This is a genomic window from Myxococcus sp. CA005 (genome assembly GCF_006518205.1).
Taxonomy (GTDB): Bacteria; Myxococcota; Myxococcia; order Myxococcales; family Myxococcaceae; genus Myxococcus; species Myxococcus xanthus.
The window spans coordinates 46,322-65,938 of sequence record NZ_SRLV01000036.1; the positions used below are offsets into that span (position 1 = coordinate 46,322).

Annotated in this window: 16 protein-coding genes; 5 read left to right on the plus strand and 11 right to left on the minus strand. The window is 70.2% G+C overall.

Going from position 1 to position 19,617, the window contains the following annotated elements; all coding sequences use genetic code 11:
- Nucleotides 1–324 precede the first annotated feature (324 nt).
- Complete coding sequence (gene sthA, locus FMQ63_RS17795) at nucleotides 325–1,728, plus strand: Si-specific NAD(P)(+) transhydrogenase (RefSeq protein ID WP_011552486.1); 1,404 nt, start codon at nucleotides 325–327, stop codon at nucleotides 1,726–1,728.
- Here the strand turns inward: sthA and encD are convergent.
- Both encD and FMQ63_RS17805 read right to left on the minus strand, forming a co-directional pair.
- Nucleotides 1,712–2,041 carry an encapsulin nanocompartment cargo protein EncD gene (gene encD, locus FMQ63_RS17800; protein WP_011552485.1) on the minus strand — a complete coding sequence of 110 codons (330 nt, stop codon included), beginning with the start codon at nucleotides 2,039–2,041 and terminating at the stop codon, nucleotides 1,712–1,714. The two genes, sthA and encD, sit on opposite strands and share 17 nt — an antisense overlap.
- Before the next feature lie 41 nt (nucleotides 2,042–2,082).
- Entirely contained in the window at nucleotides 2,083–2,445 is a 363-nt protein-coding gene (locus FMQ63_RS17805) for a nuclear transport factor 2 family protein (RefSeq protein WP_011552484.1), read from the minus strand.
- A gap of 159 nt (nucleotides 2,446–2,604) precedes the next feature.
- Here FMQ63_RS17805 and fusA point away from each other — a divergent pair, with 159 nt between their 5' ends.
- The 3 genes from fusA (at nucleotide 2,605) to FMQ63_RS17820 (ending at nucleotide 7,876) form a co-directional block, all read left to right on the plus strand.
- On the plus strand, nucleotides 2,605–4,719 hold the full coding sequence (gene fusA, locus FMQ63_RS17810) for an elongation factor G (protein WP_011552483.1): 2,115 nt from the start codon (nucleotides 2,605–2,607) through the stop codon (nucleotides 4,717–4,719).
- An 85-nt stretch (nucleotides 4,720–4,804) separates the two neighbouring features.
- Nucleotides 4,805–6,733 carry an ABC-F family ATP-binding cassette domain-containing protein gene (locus tag FMQ63_RS17815; RefSeq protein WP_011552482.1) on the plus strand — a complete coding sequence of 643 codons (1,929 nt, stop codon included), beginning with the start codon at nucleotides 4,805–4,807 and terminating at the stop codon, nucleotides 6,731–6,733.
- A gap of 273 nt (nucleotides 6,734–7,006) precedes the next feature.
- A complete protein-coding gene (locus FMQ63_RS17820; RefSeq protein ID WP_225909912.1) occupies nucleotides 7,007–7,876 on the plus strand; it encodes a flagellar motor protein MotB in 870 nt (289 codons plus the stop codon).
- Nucleotides 7,877–7,897: 21 nt separating this feature from the next.
- On the opposite strand, the gene FMQ63_RS17825 is transcribed toward FMQ63_RS17820, so the two are convergent.
- The 3 genes from FMQ63_RS17825 to FMQ63_RS17835 all read right to left on the minus strand — a co-directional run bounded on the left by FMQ63_RS17825 (nucleotide 7,898) and on the right by FMQ63_RS17835 (nucleotide 11,732).
- A complete protein-coding gene (locus FMQ63_RS17825; RefSeq protein WP_011552480.1) occupies nucleotides 7,898–9,793 on the minus strand; it encodes an OPT family oligopeptide transporter in 1,896 nt (631 codons plus the stop codon).
- A gap of 102 nt (nucleotides 9,794–9,895) precedes the next feature.
- A complete protein-coding gene (locus FMQ63_RS17830; protein WP_011552479.1) occupies nucleotides 9,896–10,381 on the minus strand; it encodes a peptidylprolyl isomerase in 486 nt (161 codons plus the stop codon).
- Between the two features lie 73 nt (nucleotides 10,382–10,454).
- Nucleotides 10,455–11,732 (minus strand): dicarboxylate/amino acid:cation symporter, encoded by a 1,278-nt coding sequence (locus tag FMQ63_RS17835; RefSeq protein ID WP_011552478.1) that lies wholly within the window; start codon nucleotides 11,730–11,732, stop codon nucleotides 10,455–10,457.
- 80 nt (nucleotides 11,733–11,812) lie between these two features.
- Here FMQ63_RS17835 and FMQ63_RS17840 point away from each other — a divergent pair, with 80 nt between their 5' ends.
- Nucleotides 11,813–12,451, plus strand: coding sequence for a 2OG-Fe(II) oxygenase (locus FMQ63_RS17840; RefSeq protein WP_011552477.1), 639 nt, complete (start codon nucleotides 11,813–11,815; stop codon nucleotides 12,449–12,451).
- Here the strand turns inward: FMQ63_RS17840 and FMQ63_RS17845 are convergent.
- From FMQ63_RS17845 to FMQ63_RS17870, 6 genes are all read right to left on the minus strand, one after another.
- Entirely contained in the window at nucleotides 12,430–13,212 is a 783-nt protein-coding gene (locus FMQ63_RS17845) for a DNA methyltransferase (RefSeq protein ID WP_011552476.1), read from the minus strand. The genes FMQ63_RS17840 and FMQ63_RS17845 overlap by 22 nt on opposite strands.
- 50 nt (nucleotides 13,213–13,262) lie before the next feature.
- Nucleotides 13,263–14,177: a DUF2381 family protein gene (locus tag FMQ63_RS17850; protein WP_011552475.1), complete on the minus strand. Its 915-nt coding sequence runs from the start codon at nucleotides 14,175–14,177 to the stop codon at nucleotides 13,263–13,265.
- Nucleotides 14,178–14,227: 50 nt separating this feature from the next.
- Entirely contained in the window at nucleotides 14,228–16,285 is a 2,058-nt protein-coding gene (locus FMQ63_RS17855; protein ID WP_225909911.1) for a protein kinase, read from the minus strand.
- A gap of 191 nt (nucleotides 16,286–16,476) precedes the next feature.
- Nucleotides 16,477–17,640: a TfuA-like protein gene (locus tag FMQ63_RS17860; RefSeq protein ID WP_011552473.1), complete on the minus strand. Its 1,164-nt coding sequence runs from the start codon at nucleotides 17,638–17,640 to the stop codon at nucleotides 16,477–16,479.
- Complete coding sequence (locus tag FMQ63_RS17865) at nucleotides 17,637–18,800, minus strand: YcaO-like family protein (RefSeq protein WP_011552472.1); 1,164 nt, start codon at nucleotides 18,798–18,800, stop codon at nucleotides 17,637–17,639. The genes FMQ63_RS17860 and FMQ63_RS17865 overlap by 4 nt, the downstream gene beginning before the upstream one ends.
- Nucleotides 18,801–19,011: 211 nt before the next feature.
- Nucleotides 19,012–19,590 carry a TIGR02265 family protein gene (locus FMQ63_RS17870; protein WP_225888773.1) on the minus strand — a complete coding sequence of 193 codons (579 nt, stop codon included), beginning with the start codon at nucleotides 19,588–19,590 and terminating at the stop codon, nucleotides 19,012–19,014.
- Nucleotides 19,591–19,617: the final 27 nt, after the last annotated feature.

The following is a 19,617-nucleotide window of genomic DNA, read 5'->3' on the forward strand; positions in this document are numbered from 1 at the left end:
CCACGTCCGACGTGGCGTCTCAGTCGCCATGATTCAAAACGTGACTCCGAGCCGTGAGACCGACGACGACCGGGGCCAGGTCCGCCGAAGCGGCCTGGCGAATCACGGGGGGGCCTAGCAACATCAGGGCCAGGGACGTACCGAAGCACATCCCGCAGGAATCCCATGCGGACACACGCGTGACATGTTTCAGGCTGCGTCCTCCAGGAACGTGGGCTGCGTCGCGCCGGACGCAACACGGCACGGAACGGCGGCGCGGCATCCGCCCCGGCGGCACGGGGGATTGCCTTCAAACGACCGGCGGGGTCGCGTACCTTCGCGCCCATGGCGGACTTCGACCTGGTGGTGATTGGCTCCGGCCCGGCGGGTGAGTGGGGCGCGGTACAAGCGGCGCTGGCGGGCAAGCGCGTAGCGGTGGTGGAGCGGGAGCCCGTGCTGGGTGGTACCGCGGCGAACACAGGCACCCTTCCCTCCAAGACGCTGCGCGAGACGGCGCTGCACCTGTCCGGCTTCCGGGCGCGCGGGCTGTACAGCGTGGAGACGACGCTGCGGCACGAGGCCACGGTGTCCGACTTCCTCTTCCGCGAACGGCGGGTGAAGGACATCGAGCGCGAGCGAATCGCCCGCAACCTCCAGCGCCACAAGGTGGAAATCATCCAGGGCACCGGCGCGCTCGTGGACGCGAACACCGTCGTCGTGCGGCGCCAGGACGCCCCGGAGCGGCGCCTCACCGGCGGCACCATCCTGGTGGCCACCGGCTCGTCGCCGTACCGGCCGCCGCTGTACCCCTTCGAGGACCCGCGCATCCACGACTCGGACGAGGTGCTGGAGCTCGAAAGGCTGCCGCGCTCGCTGGTGGTGGTGGGCGCCGGCGTCATCGGCTGTGAGTACGCCTGCATGTTCGCCGCCATGGACATCCCGGTGACGCTGGTGGAGGCGCGCGCGGAGCTGCTGCCCTTCCTGGACGACGAGTTCTCCGCGCTGCTGGGCCAGCGCATGGAGGCGCTCGGCATCCAACTGCGCTTCGGGCAGGTGGTGGAGCAGGTAGACGTGCCGCGGGACGCGGACACTCCCATCCGGATGATGCTCTCCTCCGGCGCCGTGCTTGAGACGGACCAGGTCCTGGTCGCCTCCGGCCGCACCGCCAACACGGCGGGCCTGGGGCTGGAGGCCCTGGGCGTGCAGGTGGGCCCGCGCGGCCAGGTGGAGGTGGGCCCCACCTACCAGACGGCCCTGCCCCACATCTATGCCGTGGGGGACGTCATCGGCTTCCCGGCGCTGGCCTCCACGTCCATGGACCAGGCGCGCATCGCCGTGGAGCACGCGTTCGACCTGGGCGGCGTGCGCACCATGGCGCCGGTGCTGCCCTACGGCATCTACACCATCCCCGAAGTGTCGATGGCCGGCGAGACAGAGGAGGCCCTGCGCACGCTGAACGTGCCCTACGTGGCCGGCCGCGCCGCCTTCGCCACCAACCCGCGCGGTCAGATTCTGGGAGACACGCACGGCCTGCTGAAGCTGCTCTTCCACCGGGAGAGCCTCAAGCTGCTGGGCGTGCACGTCATGGGGCCCCAGGCCTCCGAGCTGGTGCACGTGGGCCTCACCGCCCTGCTCACCGGCTCCACGGCCCGGCTCTTCGTGGAGACGTGCTTCAACTACCCGACGCTGTCGGAGGCCTACAAGGCGGCCACCTTCGACGCGTTGGATCAGCTCAGCGGCTGCCCCTGAGGCTGCCCACCGTGAGGCCCGTGGCGAAAGGGGCCGCTTCGTGCAGCTCGTCCGCCGAGCCCCGCGCCAGCCGGGGTGCCTCGGCGGGCGCTTCCCGGGCCGGCGTGGGCGCGGCTGCGCCGCGGCCCCCCGCCCCTCCGAGCAGCTCCTGGATGCGCTGCCAGCGCGCCTTCTCCTCCACCATCAGCCGGGTGAGCTCCGCGCGCGCGGACGCATCCTCCAGGTCAGAGGCGGCCGCCGCCACGCGGTCCAGGAACGGCATCAGGTAACCGAAGTCCCTGTCGAATGCGCTGGGGTTCGAGTTCTTCGCCATTGGCGGCCACGCTAGCCCACTTCACGGACGGTGGGGGGACTTCAGCCGTGGTACACCCGCGAGGCGACAATCCGGCCGTCGCGCACCTCAAAGACCTCCGCCACCGGCATGGGGGCCTCCCCCGGCGCATGGCGCAGGTACTCCATGAACACCCGGTCCTCGTCCGCGGTGAGGGCCACCAGCTCGTACCGCAGCCCCGGCAGCCGGGCGTTGGCCGCCTTCCACCATGCGGAAAGGGCCTGCCGCCCCACCAGCCGCCCGCCTGTCTCCGGGTGCAGCACCCGGATTTTGGGGGACGTGTGGGTGGCGTCCTCGGCATAGAGCGCCACCAGCGCGTCCACGTCATAGGCGTTGAAAGCGTCCAGCCAGGCTCGGGCGAGGGAGAAGTTTTTTGTCGCGCTCATCGTTAAAAAACCCCAACTGAAAACGGCATTGAGTAGGTGGAGGTAGGCCCGGGTGGGTCAATTTCCATGCGGATTTGGCTGGAAACTACGTCCTGTGGGAAGTAGAGGCCCCGCCTGCTCTGTTCCGTCAGGCACTTTCAAGAGAAGAAGGACCGGATCGTGGCCGCCAACGCACCCATCGAGAAGATTCGAAATATCGGTATCTCCGCTCACATCGACTCGGGCAAGACGACGCTCTCTGAGCGCATCCTGTTCTACACGGGTCGGATTCACGAGATCCACGAGGTCCGCGGCAAGGACGGCGTGGGCGCGATCATGGACAACATGGACCTGGAGCGTGAGAAGGGCATCACGATCCAGTCCGCCGCCACGTTCGCGATGTGGGGCGAGTACAACATCAACCTCATCGACACCCCGGGACACGTGGACTTCACCATCGAGGTGGAGCGCTCGCTCCGCGTGCTCGACGGCGCCATCCTGGTCCTCTGCTCGGTCGCTGGCGTGCAGTCTCAGTCCATCACCGTGGACCGCCAGATGAAGCGCTACCGCGTCCCGCGCATCGCGTTCGTCAACAAGATGGACCGCTCCGGCGCGAACTATGACCGCGTGGCCGCCCAGCTGAAGGAGAAGCTGAACCACCACCCGGTGCAGATGCAGATGCCCATCGGCGCCGAGGACCGCCTCAAGGGTCTGATCAACCTCATCGAAATGAAGGCGTACTACTTCGATGGCGAGAGCGGCGAGGACATCCGTGAAGAGGAGATCCCGGCGGAGCTGCTCGAGGAGGCCAAGACGCGCCGCCAGCAGATGATCGAAGGCGTGGCCGAGGTCGACGACCAGCTCGGCGAGCTGTTCCTGGCCGACCAGCCCATCTCCAACGAGGCGCTGATCGCCGCCGTCCGCCGGGCCACCATCGGCCTGAAGATGACGCCGGTCATGTGCGGCTCCGCGTACAAGAACAAGGGCGTGCAGCTGCTCCTGAACGCCGTCTGCGCGTTCCTGCCCAACCCCAAAGAGGCGACGAACGAGGCGCTGGACCAGAAGAACAACGAGGCGAAGGTCATCCTCGACTCGGACCCGGAGAAGCCCTTCGTTGGCCTCGCGTTCAAGCTCGAGGACGGCCGCTACGGGCAGCTGACGTACATGCGCATCTACCAGGGCCGGGTGACGAAGGGCGACTTCATCATCAACCAGTCGAACCAGAAGAAGGTCAAGGTTCCGCGCATCGTCCGCATGCACTCCAGCCAGATGAACGACATCAACGAGGCCACCGCGGGTGACATCGTTGCGCTGTTCGGCATCGAGTGCGCGTCCGGCGACACGTTCACCGATGGCGTGGTGAACTACACGATGACGTCCATGCACGTCCCGGACGCCGTGATTTCGCTCGCCGTGGCCCCCAAGGACCGCTCCAACCTGACCAACTTCTCCAAGGCGCTCAACCGCTTCACCAAGGAGGACCCCACCTTCCGCGTGCACCGCGATGAGGAGTCCGGGCAGACCATCATCCGCGGCATGGGTGAGCTCCACCTGGAGATCTACATCGAGCGCATGAAGCGCGAGTACAACTGCGAGGTCCAGGCCGGCAAGCCGCAGGTGGCGTACCGGGAGACCATCAGCCAGAAGGGCGAGTTCGCGTACACGCACAAGAAGCAGACGGGTGGCTCCGGCCAGTTCGCCCGCGTGTGCGGCTACATCGAACCGCTGCCCTCGGACGCGGTGCAGCAGTACGAGTTCGTGGACGACATCGTGGGCGGTTCCATCCCCCGCGAGTTCATCCCGGCCTGCGACAAGGGCTTCACCGAGGCCGTGAAGAAGGGCAGCCTCATCGGCTTCCCCGTGGTGGGTGTGCGCGTGGTCATCAACGACGGCGCCTTCCACGCGGTGGACTCGTCCGAAATGGCGTTCAAGACGGCCGCCATCATGGGCTTCCGTGAGGGCTACGCCGCCGCCAAGCCCATCATCCTCGAGCCGATGATGAAGGTGGAGGTCCAGGCTCCCGAGGACTTCCAGGGCTCCGTCGTGGGTCAGCTGAACCAGCGCCGTGGCACCATCCTCTCCACCGAGACGGCCGAGGGCTACGTCACGGCGGTGGCCGAGGTGCCGCTGAACACCATGTTCGGCTACTCCACGGACCTGCGCTCCGCCACCCAGGGCAAGGGCGAGTACACGATGGAGTTCTCCCGCTACACGCCGGTGCCCCGGAACGAGTCCGAGGCCCTGATGGCGGCGTACAAGGAGAAGCTGGCCGCCGAGCAGGCCGCGCGCAAGTAGTCCGCGCATCCGCCGCACTCTGGCGGTAAGGAAGGCGTCCCTCTTCAATGAGGGGCGCCTTTCGCCTTTTCAGGAGTCCAATCCCGTGACGCTGCTCCGCGCCGCCAACGTCCAGCTCAGCTTCGGAAGCCGCACCGTCTTCCAGGACCTCACCTTCACCATCGAGGAGGGGGAACGGGTGGGCCTGGTGGGCGTCAACGGCTCCGGCAAGTCGTCGCTGATGAAGATATTGGCCGGGGCCGCCCGCGCCGACACGGGCGAGCTCCAACTGCGCCGTGGCGCCCGCGTCACCTACCTGCCCCAGGAGCCGGAGTTCCCCGAAGGCGCCACGGTGGCCTCCGAGCTGTCCGTGTCCCAGGGGCCGCTGAAGGAGGCACTGGCCGCCCACGCGGAGCTGGCGAAGCGGATGGAGTCGGCCCCGGCGGAAGAGCAGGAGAAGCTGATGGCGCAGTTCTCCGCGCTCAGCGACCGCATCGAGCAGATGGGCGGCTGGGACACCGAGCACCACGCGAAGACGCTGCTGGACAGGCTGGGCGTGAAGGACTGGGACCGTCCCGTGGCGCAGCTGTCCGGCGGCCTGCGCAAGCGCGTGGCCATCGCCCGGGCCCTGCTGACGCGGCCGGACCTGCTGTTGCTGGACGAGCCCACCAACCACCTGGACGCGGACACGGTGGACTGGCTGGAGGAGGAGCTGGACAAGCTGCCTGGGGCGCTGCTGCTCGTCACGCACGACCGGTACTTCCTGGACGGGCTGGTGGACCGCATCGTCGAAATCCAGCCCGGCGCGGGCGTCACGTCCTACCCCGGCAACTACCAGGCCTACGTGGAGCAGAAGCTGGTGGCGCAGGAGAACGCCGCGCTGGCGCAGCACAAGCGCGAGCGCTGGATTGCCCAGGAAGTGGCCTGGCTGCGCAAGGGCCCGGAAGCCCGCCGCACCAAGAGCAAGGCCCGCATCGAGCGCGCGCAGAAGCTGATGGCGGAGAAGGGCTTCGAGCGCCCCAAGGTGGCGGACCTGCGCGTGGCGGCGGCGCCCCGGCTGGGCCACACCGTCATCGAGGCCGAGGGCGTGAACAAGGCCTTTGGCGACCGCAAGGTGCTGGACGGTGTGGACTTCCGCCTCCAGCGCGGCGAGCGCGTGGGCCTGGTGGGCCCCAACGGCGTGGGCAAGACGACCTTCCTGCGCGTGCTGTTGGGCGAGGTGGAGCCCGACGGCGGCAAGCTCGTCATCGGGAAGAACACGAAGGTGGCGTACTACGACCAGAGCCGGGCGCAGCTCGACCTGGAGGCCACCGTGTACGAAGCGGCCTCGCAGGGCGAGGACTGGGTGGAGCTGGGCGACCAGAAGATTGCCCTACGCGACTACCTGGACGACCTGCTCTTCCCCGTGCCCATGCAGCGCATGAAGGTGAAGGCGCTGTCGGGCGGCGAGCGCAACCGGCTGCTGCTGGCGCGCCTGTTCCTGGAGGGCGCCAACGTGCTGGTGCTGGACGAGCCCACCAACGACCTGGACATCGTCACCCTCAACATCCTGGAGCGGCTGCTCCTGGACTTCGGGGGCAGCACCCTGCTCGTCACGCACGACCGGTACTTCCTGGACAAGGTGGCCACCAGCATCCTCACCTTCGAAGGCGAAGGCCGCGTCACCCGCTACGAAGGCAACTACGCCATGTACCGGCGGCTGAAGGAGCAGGCGGACGCGAAGGCCGCGGCCCCCGCCGCCCCGAAGCCGGGCCCCAAGCAGGATGAGCCCGCGCCCGCGCCCGCCAAGGCCGCGCGCAAGCCCGGGAAGCTCTCCTACAAGGACCAGCGCGAGCTGGACGGCATGGAAGCCACCATCGAGGCCGCCGAGTCGCGCAAGGCCGGCCTGGAGGCCCAGCTCGCCGACCCCGCCGTGTACAGCAACGGCCCCAAGGTGGCGGAGGTGCAGAAGGAGCTGGACGCCGCCGTCGCCGAGGTGGACCGGCTGTACACGCGCTGGCAGGAGCTGCAGGACCTGGCCGCCGCCAGCGCGTAGGCGCCGCGCGCATCTGTCCATTCCCAGCCATGTCTGGGAATGAGACTTCACGGAAACACGGGGAGAATCCGGACTGCTGGCCCGTCAAGTCGGCAAGTTGTTCGGAACCCCAATACTTGCAGGCCGCAAGGGTAGGCGTGCCGCCCTTGCATGGGACTGGCGTGTCGTGCGACTCGTGCGGGACTTCGGGCCGTCGCATTCACGTCGTGTTTCATTGGAGGCGCCGTCTTGCCGTCCCGGCCTGCGCTTGCGCTTGTCTCTGTGTTGTCTTCATTGGCCCTGTTCGTTGGCCCCGCTGAAGCGCGGGCCCAGGGCCGGTCGCTCCCCTCCTTCAACCTCCAGCGCCTGGAATTGGACCCGGCGGCGCTGGGCTCGCTGATGGTGGGCACGGGCCGCACGCTGCCCCAGGGCGCGCTGCGGATGTCCGTCCAGGGGCACTACGAGCAGCTCCCCTTCACCTTCCAACGTCGATGGGAGCCGGGCAGCGGCCGTGGCCTGGTGGAGGACCGCTTCACCATGGACCTGACGGCCGCCTACGGCGTGCTGCCGTGGCTCCAGGTCGCCGCGGAGGTGCCCTTCATCGTCACCCAGGGGGGCACGCGCTTCCGGGACTTCAACGCTCCGGAAGGCTCGGGAATGGGAACGCCGTGGCTGGGCCTGCGCGCGGCGCTGAAGCGTCAGGACTTTGGCTTCCAGATGGCGGCGGACGTGTCGGCCGCGCTCCCGGTGGGCAGCACGGCGCTGCTGGCCCGGGACGACTACGCGGTGCACCCCCGCCTGCAGGTCGGCTTCCTGGCGGAGACGTGGCAGGTGGGCGGCGAGGCCGGCGTGCTGGTGCGCAAGAAACACGAGCTCTCCAGCGTGTCCGGCTTCTCCCAGGACGTCATCGGCAGCGAGCTGCGGCTGGGCGCCACGGTGACGTCGCGGGCCGGGGAGAGCACGCGCGGCGAGGTGAGCTTGGTGGCGGGGCTGCCGCTGCAAGGTGGCCGTCCGGGCGGCGAGTTGCTGCTGGCCATCCGCAAGCACGCGCTGTCCTGGCTGGACCTCTACGTCCTGGGCGGGCCGGGCGTGGGCGCCGGCATGGACACGCCCACCTTCCGCTTCGTGGCGGGCGCCTCGTTCTCCACCTTCCGGGTGGACTGAGACGCCCCGCCCCGCGGCGGCCTACTTGGGCATCACGCCGAAGGCCTTCGCCATCGCGATGCCGATGCCCAGCAGGCTCTCCCCGGCGATGAAGCCGGAGGACACCGGCAGCACCATGTCCTCCGCCAGCTTCGGCTTCGTGCGGCGCAGCAGCTCGGCGATGGCCGAGCCCAGGAAGAAGGCGATGGAGCTGGAGCCCGGAATCACGATGGCCAGCCCGAAGCCCGCGGGGGACGGCACGTAGGCCTTGGCCTTCGCCGGGGCCCAGCGCTCCAGCAGCACCAGGAAGATGCCCAGCGCCGCGCCGCACAGCGCGCCCATGCGCGCCGAGCCCGGCAGCGCGGCCACGCCCGTGGCGAGCAGCTTCGACACGCCGGCCCACACCATGGAGGCGGGCGCGGGGAACTCCTCCGTGCCCAGCATGCTGGCGTCTGGCACCAGAATCTTGAACACGGGCACCACCACGGCCGCGCCGGCCACCACGCCGAAGAGCTGCGCGACGAACTGCTGGCGCGGATTGGCGCCCAGCAGCCACCCGGACTTGAGGTCCGTCAGCAGGTCCGCCGAGTGGAGCCCCACGCCGCCCGTCGCGTTGGCGCTCATGACGTTGGCGGGGATGTTGCCCGGCGCCAGGCCGCCGAAGATGAGCTGCGTGACGGGGCCCAGCGCCTTGGTGGGCGTGGTGTCCGTCTCACCCGTCACCCGGCTGGCGATGACGCCCATGACGACGGCCAGCGGCATGGCCAGCACGCCCGCCCACCACGGAATCTGGAACAGGTAGGCCATGAGGAACACGGCCACCGGGCCGAGAATCGCGAAGCCCAGGGGGAACCACGCGGGCGGGCACTCGATGCCGGCCAGCGGGTCGGCATCCTCCTCCTTCGCGTTCTTCCCCTTGAACAGGCCGGACAGCGACTTGAAGGAGCGCGCCACGCTGCGCCACTGGAAGGCGAAGGAGAGCAGGCCCGAGGACACCAGCACCGCCGAGCCCGTCCACACCATCCAGCTGTTGATGGCGCGGTAGGTCACCTCGCCGATGGCGCCCTGGCTCACCATGGCCGGCGCGAGGAAGCCGTAGGTGAGCACGGCGCCCAGCAGCATGGACCAGCCCGTGCGGAAGCTCACCAGCGCGCCCGCGCCCACCAGCAGCAGGCTGAACTCGAAGGACAGCGACCACGCCGACGCCTTTTTGCCCAACATCGTGAAGGGCAGGCTCACCTTCTCCGGGATGTTGGCCAGCCACGTGAAGCGCGCGTCCCGCAGCGCCACCACGAGCGCGCCGATGCCGCCCGCGATGCCCAGGAGCCGCGACTTGCGGCGGGCCACCTCGCCATGGCCGTGCAGCGCGCGGATGGTCTCCGCGGTCGCCGTGCCCGTGGGGAACGGCAGCGCCTCCACGTTGATGAGCTGGCGCTTGATGGGGATGGCCGCGAAGACGCCCAGCGCGGAGATGACGGCGAACCACACCATCAGCCAGCCCGAGGACGGCAGCGTGCCCGTCAGCATCAGCAGCGCGGGCACCGCGGCCATGTTGCCACCGCCCGTCATGTAGCCGGCGGCCGACGCCACCGAGCCCATGGCGTTGTTCTCCAGGTCGGTGAACTCCGTCTTCAGCACCCGAATCGAGCGCAGCGTGCCGAACACCGCGAAGGCCAGGATGCAGGCGGTGATGGTGACGCCCAGGCTCCAGCCCGTCTTGAGGATGACGTACAGGTTGGACAGGCACATCACCGCGCCAATCACCATGCCGGCGATGACGGCGCGCACCGTGAGCTGACGCACCCCACCCTGATAGACGTGCTCCAGCCAGTAACGTTCCGGATCCTGCGCCGCGGAGGCGCCCGCGTCACCCGGTGAGTCGGACGGTTGGATGCGGAGGCCGCTGGGACTGGGCGTCTGGGAGGGGGACTGGCTCATGGGGGCGGCGAAGATAGTTCACCCCCACGCCCCCCGGCGAGCACCGCGTTTGACGGGGCGGGCCAACCTGGAAGGCTGGCCGCGCCGCGTCAGGAGCCTACGTCAGCCGTGCGCATGCCCGCCCGGCCCGTGGACGTGGCCGTGGGAGAGTTCTTCCTGCGTGGCGGCACGCACGCCCTTCACGGTGACGTCGAAGTGCAGCGTCTTGCCGGCCAGCGGGTGGTTGAGGTCCACCACGACGCCGTCATCGCGCACTTCCTGGATGCGCAGCGGGATGTCGCCCTGGTCCGTCTGCGCCATCAGCGACTGGCCGGCCTGCGGCGAGAAGCCGGGCGGCAGCATGCTGCGAGGCACGGTGCGCACGCCCGCTGGGTCGTGCTCGCCGTAGCCCTGGCCGGGCGCCACCACCACCTGCTTGCTCTCCCCGAAGCTCATGCCCTCCAGGGCCCCTTCGAGCCCCGGAACGATCTGCCGGTGCCCGTGCAGGTAGGAGAGCGGCTGCTCGGGCGCGCTCTGGTCGATGACCTGGCCGTCTCCCAGGTGCAGCCGGTATTCGAGCGAGACGACGGAATCCTTGGCGACCCTCATGCGGGGCTCCTTGCCGATGACTGCGGTGGGACTGCGTTTGCTGTGAGGAAGGTGCGGCGGGAAATGCCCGGCGTCAGGAAGCAGAGGGGTCCACGGCCCCCTCTTCGGCCGGGCTGTCGGCCGACTCTCCGCGCGCCACGTAGACGGCGGCGGCCAGGTCGCCGGTGACGTTGAGCGTGGTGCGGCACATGTCCAGGAAGCGATCCACGCCCAGGATGAGCCCCAGGCCCTCCACCGGAATCTTGAACATGCCCAGAATCATCGCGATGACGGGAATGGAGCCCGCCGGCACGCCCGCGGTGCCGATGCCCGCCAGGATGCAGATGAACATGATGAGCGCCTGGTCGGACAGGCTGAGCGGCACGCCGTAGACCTGGGCGAGGAAGAGCACCGTGACGCCTTCGAAGAGCGCGGTGCCGTTCTGGTTCATGGCCGAGCCGGCGGTGAGCACGAAGCGCGACACGCTGCGCGGCAGCTTGAGGTGCTCCTCCGCCACCTTGAGCGCGGTGGGCAGCGTAGCGCTGGACGACGACGTGGAGAAGGCGGTGACGATGGCCAGCCGGCTGCTGCGGAAGAACTCGATGGGGCTGCGCCCGCCCAGGAAGCGCACCGACAGCGAGTAGACGACGAACATGTGCAGGCCCAGCGCCAGCAACACCGTGCCCATGTAGGAGGCGAGCTGCACGAAGATGCCGAAGCCCAGCCGCGCCGTCATGGCGAACAGCAGCGCGGCCACACCGAAGGGCGCCAGGCTCAGCACACCGTCGATGAGCTTCATCATCACGTCATAGAGGCCCTGGATGGACTCGCGCAGGCGCTGGACAGGCTCGCTCGGCGTGAGCGCCACGCCCATGCCGAAGATGAGCGAGAAGACGATGAGGCCAATGAAGTCTCCATCCGCCGCGGCCTTGATGGGGTTGGTGGGCACCATGGAGACGAGCACCGCGCCGAACGAGGACGCCCCTGGCGCGGCGGCCGCCTGGATGGTCATCCCGCCCTGGGCCAACGCCCGGGCCTCGTCGCTCAGGCCCGCGCCGGGCTCCAGCGTGTTGACCAGCACCAGCCCGATGAGGACGGAGATGGAGGACAGGACGACGGTGTAGCCCAGCGTGCGAGCCCCCAGCCGCCCCACCTGCTTGAGGTCCAGCTCCGCCACGGCCACGACGATGGCGGAGAACAGCAGCGGCACCACGAGCATCAGCAGCAGGCGGATGAAGATCTGCCCCACCGGCGAGGCCACGTTGTCCACGACGAAGGCCAGCCAGGGCGCGCCGCCCGCGACGACGTTGGCGACGAGGCCCGCCACCGCGCCGGAGGCAATGCCAACGAGCATCTTCTGGTGCGCTTTCATCGAATCTCCGAGCCCTCCTCGCCGGAGGAGAATGGTCCGCGCCACCGGGCGGTAGGCGAAGATGGCATGCTGTCCTCCTCGTGGAAACCCTCGTTCGACTCACTGAGAACGCCGTGCCCCCCCTGCTCTTCCGCCGCCTGCTGCGACGCTTGGGTGCCGTGGGCACGGAGCGCCTGCGTCAGACCTACCAGACGACCTTCTGGTACGACTTCGGCCCCGCGGCCAACGTGGTGGAGGACATCATCCTCACGCTGCGCCCGCACATCGCCGGCAAACGCCGCGTGGCCGGCGTGGAGTGGTGGCTGTCACGCATGTACCCGACGGACGTGCGCGTGGACTTCCACCAGGACCGCGACGAGAAGCTGGCGCTGCGCACCGGCGAATTGGTGCACCCGCGCATCTCCTCCGTGCTGTTCCTCAACCGGGTGCGCGGCGGCGCGCTGGTGGTGACGCCCGAGTTGCCAGACCCGGCCAATCCGTCCCTGGCTCCCACGCGGCTGGACACCGCCGACCTGGTGACGCCCCGGCCCAACCGGCTGGTGGTGTTCGACGGCACGCTCACCCACGGTGTGCTGGACGCGGACAACCAGATTCCCGACGGGAAGCTGCCCGGAAAGTCACGGCAGCGCCGCACGCTGGTGATGAACTGGTGGGGCCACCGTCCCACCGACATCCCCGCGTGGGCGGACACGCGCCTCTACCGGGCGCTGGCGCGCTGAGCTTCCTCGCGGGCTGTCTCGCGCAGGCGGTGGGTGACGCGCTCGGCCCACTCCGGCTCGATTTCCAGGCACGCGGGCCGCCGGCCCAGCCGCAGCGCCGCCGACGGCATGGAGCCACTGCCCGCGAAGGGGTCCAGCACCGTGTCCCCTGGGCGGCTGTACGTGCGCACCAGCGGCTCCAGGACGGAGAAGGGCTTGTGGTGCGGGTGGCCGCCCCAACGCTTTGCTTCACCTTCATCGTCATAGCCGCCGACTACGGCCCAGACGGTGGGCAAATCTCCTGGCGCCAGCGGCGGCGCGGGCGTGCGGGCAATCACGAGCGCGACTTCGTAGACGCGCAGCGTCTGCTCGTTGGCGTTCTTGTCGGTGGTGCGCTTGCCCCAGACGTACTCGCCGCGCAGGTGCGGGTAGCCCAGCCCGCGCGCGGCGGTGAGGATGGGCTCCTTGCCCAGCAGGTTCGTCCAGATGATGAGCGGCGCGTCCGGCGTCAGGTGCGCGGTGGCGCTCGACAGCCAGGCCTCGGAGAAGGCGCGGTAGTCGCGCACCGTCTCGAAGCGGACGATGGGGTTCTGGTCGATCTTCTTGTGCGCGCGCGTGTCTCGCAGGTCCCCGCCCTTGCGCCGCCGGGTGAGCAGGCAGTACGGCGGGTCCGTGTGGAGCAACGCGGCGCGGGTGTCGCCCAACGCTGCGCGGTAGCCCGCCGGCTCGCGGGAATCGGCGTTGATGCAGCGAAGGGACTCGGGCGGGGAAATGGAGGTCATCGGCCTGAGCGGCACCCTACACGGCGGGGCGCGAGGCTCAAGTGGCGCGCTCACCGCGCCTGGAAACCCTCCAACTTCAAGGTCCGCTTGCGGCCCTCGTCCCACAGCTCGAGCGTGTACCGGCCGAAGTCCGCGGCCTCCGGCTCCTCCAGGACGATGATGATGGGCGAGCTGCCCGCGGCGTCCAAGGGCCCTTCCTGCCAGGGAGGGAGCGTCCGCATCCGGTTGCCCTGGGCGTCGGTGAGCGCCGCGCCGGCCGCCATCCATCCCTTCCCAGCCTCCGAGGGCAACAATGAAAGCCGCAGCGCGGCCCACCCGGGGGACAGACGGACGAGGCTCGCGCGGCGGACGACGAAGTCACCCGTCACCTTCCGGGGCGCCCAGTGCCTGAACATGACGGTGCTCTCGTCGAGGATGTCCGCCACCAGAGACTCGCGCGTGTACTCCCCTCCCGTGCGGGAGCGCTGGAGTTGCTGCACCTGGCGCTCCAGCCGGAGCATCCCCGCACGGAGTTCCTCCACCTCCTGCCGGTAGGACGCGGCGGACCGGGCATGGCGGTAGATTTCCACCTGGCGCTCCGGCCGCGTGGCATCCACGACGAGGTCCAACACGGCCCGATCCGGCACGGCGCCATCATGGAACCGGACCTCCAGCCGCAGCCGCTCCCCCTCCCGGAACGTGGGCGAGGGCACCAGCACGAGGTGGTCCTCCGTCACGCCGAAACGCTGGAACCGCTCACGGCCTTCGAGCGCCAGTTGCTCCGGACGGATGCGCGCATCGAAGAACAGGGTGGTGGACAGACCGGGGCTGATGCGGACCTCCGGCGGCGTGGCCAGACCTCCCGCCTGCACGTCAATTCGCCGCACCACGGCGGCACCCGCGGGCGCTTCCACAGCCGCGGACTCCGCCAGGGTGGCCCACAACAAGCCCCACGCGAGCACGATGAAAGTGGGCGAACCAGTCAAGGCCGAGCAACCTCCAGCAAGGACGCCTCCACACCATGACAGGTGGAGGGCTACCTGCGGTGCCCCATTTCTCCAAGAACCTGGGAGATCGCCAGGTTGACGCCCGGAAACATCATCGGTCTGCCGGGAGTGCTGGAAGGGTCATACTCCATCCCCACGGCTTCCCGGGCGGCGCTGTCCACGATGTTGGCGCAGATGGGGATGCGCCGGCCGTCCGGGTACTCCACCTCCGTGAACCACCCGTAGATGGCCGTCTTCCCGTGGTACACCGTCCCATAGAAGCGGCTCCCCTTCGGGAGGCGGCCGCTCCAAGCGCTCCGGACCTCGTCGATGGCATAGAGGGTGATGGGCTCCCCGTCTGGCGGCACGGGCACCGGACGCACGGAAACCTTGGGCGTCATGGAGAGCGTCAAGTCGTTGCCAATCATCTTGGGCGGGTGGAAGCCCAGCTTCGCCATGGAGTCCAACACCTCCGTCGGGCACTGGATGCGAGGCGGCATGTCCCGCACCTGGGGCCCGCTGGCGCACGCGGCCGAGAGGCAGGCCACGGCGGCGGCCTTACCCAGCGCGCTTCCTGGCGACGGGCGCTTCTTCAACGGTGACGCGTGGGCTGCTTCCCCCTCCGCGTCGGAGGAAGCCACCTGCGCGGACACTTCGTCCTGCGCGTCCGTGTCGTGGACCGCGCCCGCGTCCGGAGAGGACGGCACCGCCTCTAGGAGGGGCATCTCGGAGGGATTCGAAGAACGACTCGTCACTGCGTGACTTCCTTTCTCAATGGGAACAGGCGGGGCAGGAGCCGGGGCTCCCGCGATGGGCATCGCGAGGCGGCTCACCCCGAACACCACCAACCCCACGCCCAGCAGGGCGGCTCCCCCCCACCCCATGACGGCTCGGCGCCTCGAACGCGGTGCTGGCGGCGCGGGCGTCTCCGCCACGGGCGCCGCCGATGCGGGCACGGCGGGCGCCTCGACCGCGGGCACTCCGGGCGGCTCTGAGGGAGTGACGGGCGCATTCGCATCCGCCACGGGCACATCCCGGGGCTCCGGATTGAGGGGCAGCACCGCGGCGACCTCGGACGGCTCCCGAGAACGGACGGGCCGCGAGGACGTGGAGGCGTCGGGCACCATGCGCACCCGCGGCGCCTCCGCGTCGGCGCCCTCGGGCGGGCGGTCCAACGACACCTTCCAGGCGGGCTGCCGCTTCTCCTTGGCCACGTCCCAGAGGGCCTGAAGCAGGGCCTCCGTGTTGGCGTAGCGGTCCTCGGGGCGCTTCGCGAGCAGCCGCAGGGCGATGTCGCCCAGGGCGCGCGGCACCTTCGGGTTGACGACGTGGGGCGCGCGCGGCGTCACCGTTTCGATGGCGGGCAGCAGGCGGTCATACGGAAGCTTCGGGTCGAACGCGTAGCCATCCGTGAGCGCCTCGTACAGCAACGCGCCCAGCGCGTAGAGGTCCCCGGGAACGCCCGCGTCGAAGTTGGCCCCCTGCTGCCAGGTGCCCTCACGCAGGAAGGCGACGCATTCGGGCGGCAGCAGGTGAGGCGCGGCGGGCGCCACGCCCACCGTCAGCGTCGTGGCCCCGGGCAGACGCACCGTGCCCAGGTCGATGAGGATGGGGCGCTCGTCCTCGCGGCGGATGAGGACGTTGTCGCCCTTCATGTCCCGGTGGTGCACGCCCCGGCGGTGCAGGTCCGCCACCACGCGCACCAGCTCCGTGAAGACGGTCAGCAGGTGCGCCGCCGTGGGCTTCACCCGCCAGCGCCACTCATGGAACGTCTCGCCATCGATGTAGTCGGTGACGAAGTACAGGTAGCCGTCAGGAGGCTCGGGCCAGCGGTCCACGGCGTGCAGTGCCGGGAGGTTCGGATGGGGAGCGCAGGCCAGCAGCGCCGCGACCTCGTGCGCCAGCCGACCGTTGATGTCCTCTTCCTCCGCCGCGTGGAGTCCCGCCGGGCGAAGCGCCATCTTCAGCGAGTAGTGGCGGCCCGCCCGCTCCACCTGGAAGACCCGGCCGAAGCCCCCCGAGCCCAGCGAAGCCACCACGCGCCAGGGGCCGACCTCGCTGCCCGGGACGAGTTGATCCGGATGGAAGGGAGGCGACCTCACGGCCACGGCCACTGCCCTCCCCCCGCCCCACCCGCGACGTCACGCGCGGGACGCACGGCCCGTGGCGGCGCCATTCGCGCGAAAGACTCGGTAACCACCCAGTGAGCGGGGCTGGACAAGGGCAACCTCCAGGGTTGACCCTATCCTTTTCCCCGGGGATGTCACGTTTTCACTTACCCGCGAGGTAAGTCCGCTGCTCAGGAGGACCCAACGCGCTCCGTTGGGTCCACAGCCTCGGCGGCGTCCGCCCAGGCCCCGCTCAGCCGGGCCTCGGCGGCCAGCGCTTCGTCCCAGGACGGGCCGTCCGGCAGCAGGCGCGCCGAATGCGCCAGGACGAGCCGCTCCAGCGCGAGCTCCCCACACAGCCGCCGCAGCCCCACCGCGTCCAATCCCAGGCGCGCGAGGTGGGCCTCACGGCGCGAGACGGGCACGCGCTGGGCCTGCCACCAACGGGCCTCTTCCTCCGCCACCTCGGCATCGGAGACGCCCAGTCCCAGGGTGCGCGCCCAGCCCGCGAGCAGCGCCCGCCGCAACCCCGCCTCGGCCAGCGCCGGCGCGTTCGGGGACGCACGAAGGACGTCCAGCACCTGACCCGAGGACACGGCCCCGGCCTGCGTCGCCGTCACGTCATCCACCAGCCGACGACGCCGGACCAGGGATGACGGCTCGCGCGGAGCGCCGTGCGGCGCGGGCGCACCCGAAGCCACCCACTCCGCCGCCGTCCGGAGGCACGCGAGCGCGTCCTGTCGCTTCAGGTCCTCCGCGCCGTGCGGAAACCACGCGTCCCACGCGGCCCGGGTGGACGCGGACCAGCGAGGTGCCACGGCCTCCAGCACCCGCGCCCACGTCCGCTCCTGGTAGAAGACGGACTGGCCAGCGTCGACGAGCGCCCGGGCCGCATCGCGCGTCAGCACCCGGGCCTGGGCCGCGCATGCCGCCGCGTGCCGGACGTTGACCAGGGGCACCGTGAGCGGACGCCAGCCGTGCTCACCATCCGCGTGCAGCAGCGCCACCTCCGAGTCGTCCACCACGTCGCCGTCGCGGTACCACTCGAAGATGCGCCCCACGCCCACCACGCCGTGCGGCGCCAGCTCCGCCGCGCGCAGGGCGCCCATGCTGCCGCCTCCGAAGACGGCCACGCCCGCCTCCAGCGCCGCCAGCAGCTCGTGGTGCCACACCGAGGGCTGTGCCTCGAAGACGCCATCCACCAGGGCGATGGCCCGGGGCCGCAGCCGCTGCGCGCGCCACACGTCCCCCTGGCGCGCGGGGGGCAGCACCGTGCACGGCGCCAGTCGCTTCGCTTCAGCCTCTGGAAGCGAGGGCCCCAGGAACACCACGAGCTTGTCCGCGCGCCGCTTCATAGGAGCTCCGAGATGCGCATGCCCGGCACCACCACCTTCTGCACGTGAAGGCCCTCGACCGGTGACGACATCGCCACCGCCGCCGCCCGCGTGAAGCCCGCTCGCTGGAGCTTCGCCAGCACCTGGCGCACCTGCCCCGCCGCGGCGCCCTTCGCCCCCAGGTCCGGCATGTCCGCTGCGCGCCTCCGTGGACGGACCTGGGCACAGGCCTCCGCGAAGCCTCGCGCCGCCTCCCGGTCCGCGGCGGCCACGTCCTCGCGCGCGCCGTGGATGTCCGTCAGCCGCGACTGCGCCGCCTCCAGCAAGGCCTTCAGCAACGCCGCCTCGCGCGTCAACGCGCACGCATAACCCGCGGTGAGCGGCACCGGGCCCTCTTCCAGGTCCACCAGCACCGCCGCGCCCACCGGCAGCCCCACCGCGCCCGGCGTGCGCGCGGCGGGCGTGGCGTCGAAGAGGTACACACCAAAGCCCCGCTCGCGCAGCGGGCCAGCCAGGGCCTCCACGGCGGGAGCAAGCTCGAGCAGTTCGGGCGTTCGCAGCAACCGCCGCTGGACGACCTCTTCCGTCCACCCCTCCGGCATCATCCGCGCGAGCTGGTCCCGCTCCGTGGCCTCCAGCAGCGCGTGCAGCAGGGCCCGCCCCGCGTCCGGATGCGCGCCGGAGCCGTTGCTCGTCCACGCCACCGCCACCGGACCCAACGCGGGGCTCCCGGCGGGAGGCACGTGCAGGCCCTGCGCGGGCACCCACACCGGCTCACCGGAGTACAGCTCCCGCGCCTCGAGCCAGGCACAGCGCACGTGCGGGCTCCACAAGCGCGGCGCCACCAGCGCCCCCGCCGAGCCCAATTCGTCCGCGCCCCACAGCGCGCCCAGGTGGCCATCCAGCTCCGCTCGCGAGCCCCACACGAGGGCGTCCGGCACCACCGTCTCCGCCGCCCACAACTCCGCCGTCTCCAGCAGCGCGCCCCAGGCCGCGTCGTCGTAGGAGAGGCCCTTGCCGTTGCACACCTGGAGGATGTGGCCGCCCGGCCGCACCGCGCACGCCACCTCCACGCCGGTCCGGTCCAACCCGGTGACACGCGCCACCCGCGTCACGCCCATGGCCTGGGCCAATCGTTGTTGAAACCGCCGCGAAGACAGCTCGTCCCTGGGAGCCCGCACGGGCGCGGACCTTAGCCTGAACGCCTAACGCCTGTCCGGCGAGCCATGGCAAACGCAGTAAGGCCCCGGACACATGCTTTCCATCGGAGACACCGCCGCGGACCGCGGCATCAGCCGCGACCATGGCATGTCGTGGTGCCCGTCTACCGATACCTGGACGACGTGCTCCGCGACCTGCGCGCGAACCCGTCCCCGGCCCCTTGGCGGGCGCTCACTCCCACGTGCAGTGGTACTCGCAGTGCGGTGCGCCCCGGGCGCGGCACATGGGGTGGGTGACGTGCACGGCGCGGCCGCCACACAGCTCGATGGCGCGCTCGTGCCAGCCGATGATGGTGAGACAGTCCGGCTCGGTGACGTTCTCCGCGCCGAAGGTCCGCAGCACCGCGGCGCACGGGCCTGTCTGTTCATAGGTGCGTGAGCCCACCGCGTAATAGAAGCGGTAGATTTTCGGCGCCTGGCTCAGCAGGAAGTGCGGCTCGCCTGCCTTGACGAAGACATGCTGCGGACCATGCAGCGCCTCATGGGCGGAAGCGCGCCCCATCTCCAGGAAGGCCCGGTCCTTGTCCTCGGGCGACATCACCCCCGCGATGGCCGCGTCCAACCGAAGGTTCAGCTCCAGGGGATACCAGCCGACGGGAAGCAGCATCTGCCTCAGCAGCGCCTGGTCCTCCGCCGGCAGCCGCCGCAGCACCGCGTCCACCCCGGCCTGCCCACCGTGCTGGCGCAGCATGTTGAGCCGCGAAATGAGCACGCCGCCCTTGATGCGTGAGCCAGTTCCTTGGGTCAACATGCCCCCGTCCCAGGTAACAACCGCCCA

Coding starts and splice junctions, on each gene's coding strand:
- sthA (WP_011552486.1), top strand. CDS start 325: ATGGCGGACTTCGACCTGGTGGTGATTGGCTCCGGCCCGGCGGGTGAG.
- encD (WP_011552485.1), bottom strand. CDS start 2,041: ATGGCGAAGAACTCGAACCCCAGCGCATTCGACAGGGACTTCGGTTAC.
- FMQ63_RS17805 (WP_011552484.1), bottom strand. CDS start 2,445: ATGAGCGCGACAAAAAACTTCTCCCTCGCCCGAGCCTGGCTGGACGCT.
- FMQ63_RS17825 (WP_011552480.1), bottom strand. CDS start 9,793: ATGAGCCAGTCCCCCTCCCAGACGCCCAGTCCCAGCGGCCTCCGCATC.
- FMQ63_RS17830 (WP_011552479.1), bottom strand. CDS start 10,381: ATGAGGGTCGCCAAGGATTCCGTCGTCTCGCTCGAATACCGGCTGCAC.
- FMQ63_RS17835 (WP_011552478.1), bottom strand. CDS start 11,732: ATGAAAGCGCACCAGAAGATGCTCGTTGGCATTGCCTCCGGCGCGGTG.
- FMQ63_RS17845 (WP_011552476.1), bottom strand. CDS start 13,212: ATGACCTCCATTTCCCCGCCCGAGTCCCTTCGCTGCATCAACGCCGAT.
- FMQ63_RS17860 (WP_011552473.1), bottom strand. CDS start 17,640: ATGAAGCGGCGCGCGGACAAGCTCGTGGTGTTCCTGGGGCCCTCGCTT.
- FMQ63_RS17870 (WP_225888773.1), bottom strand. CDS start 19,590: ATGTTGACCCAAGGAACTGGCTCACGCATCAAGGGCGGCGTGCTCATT.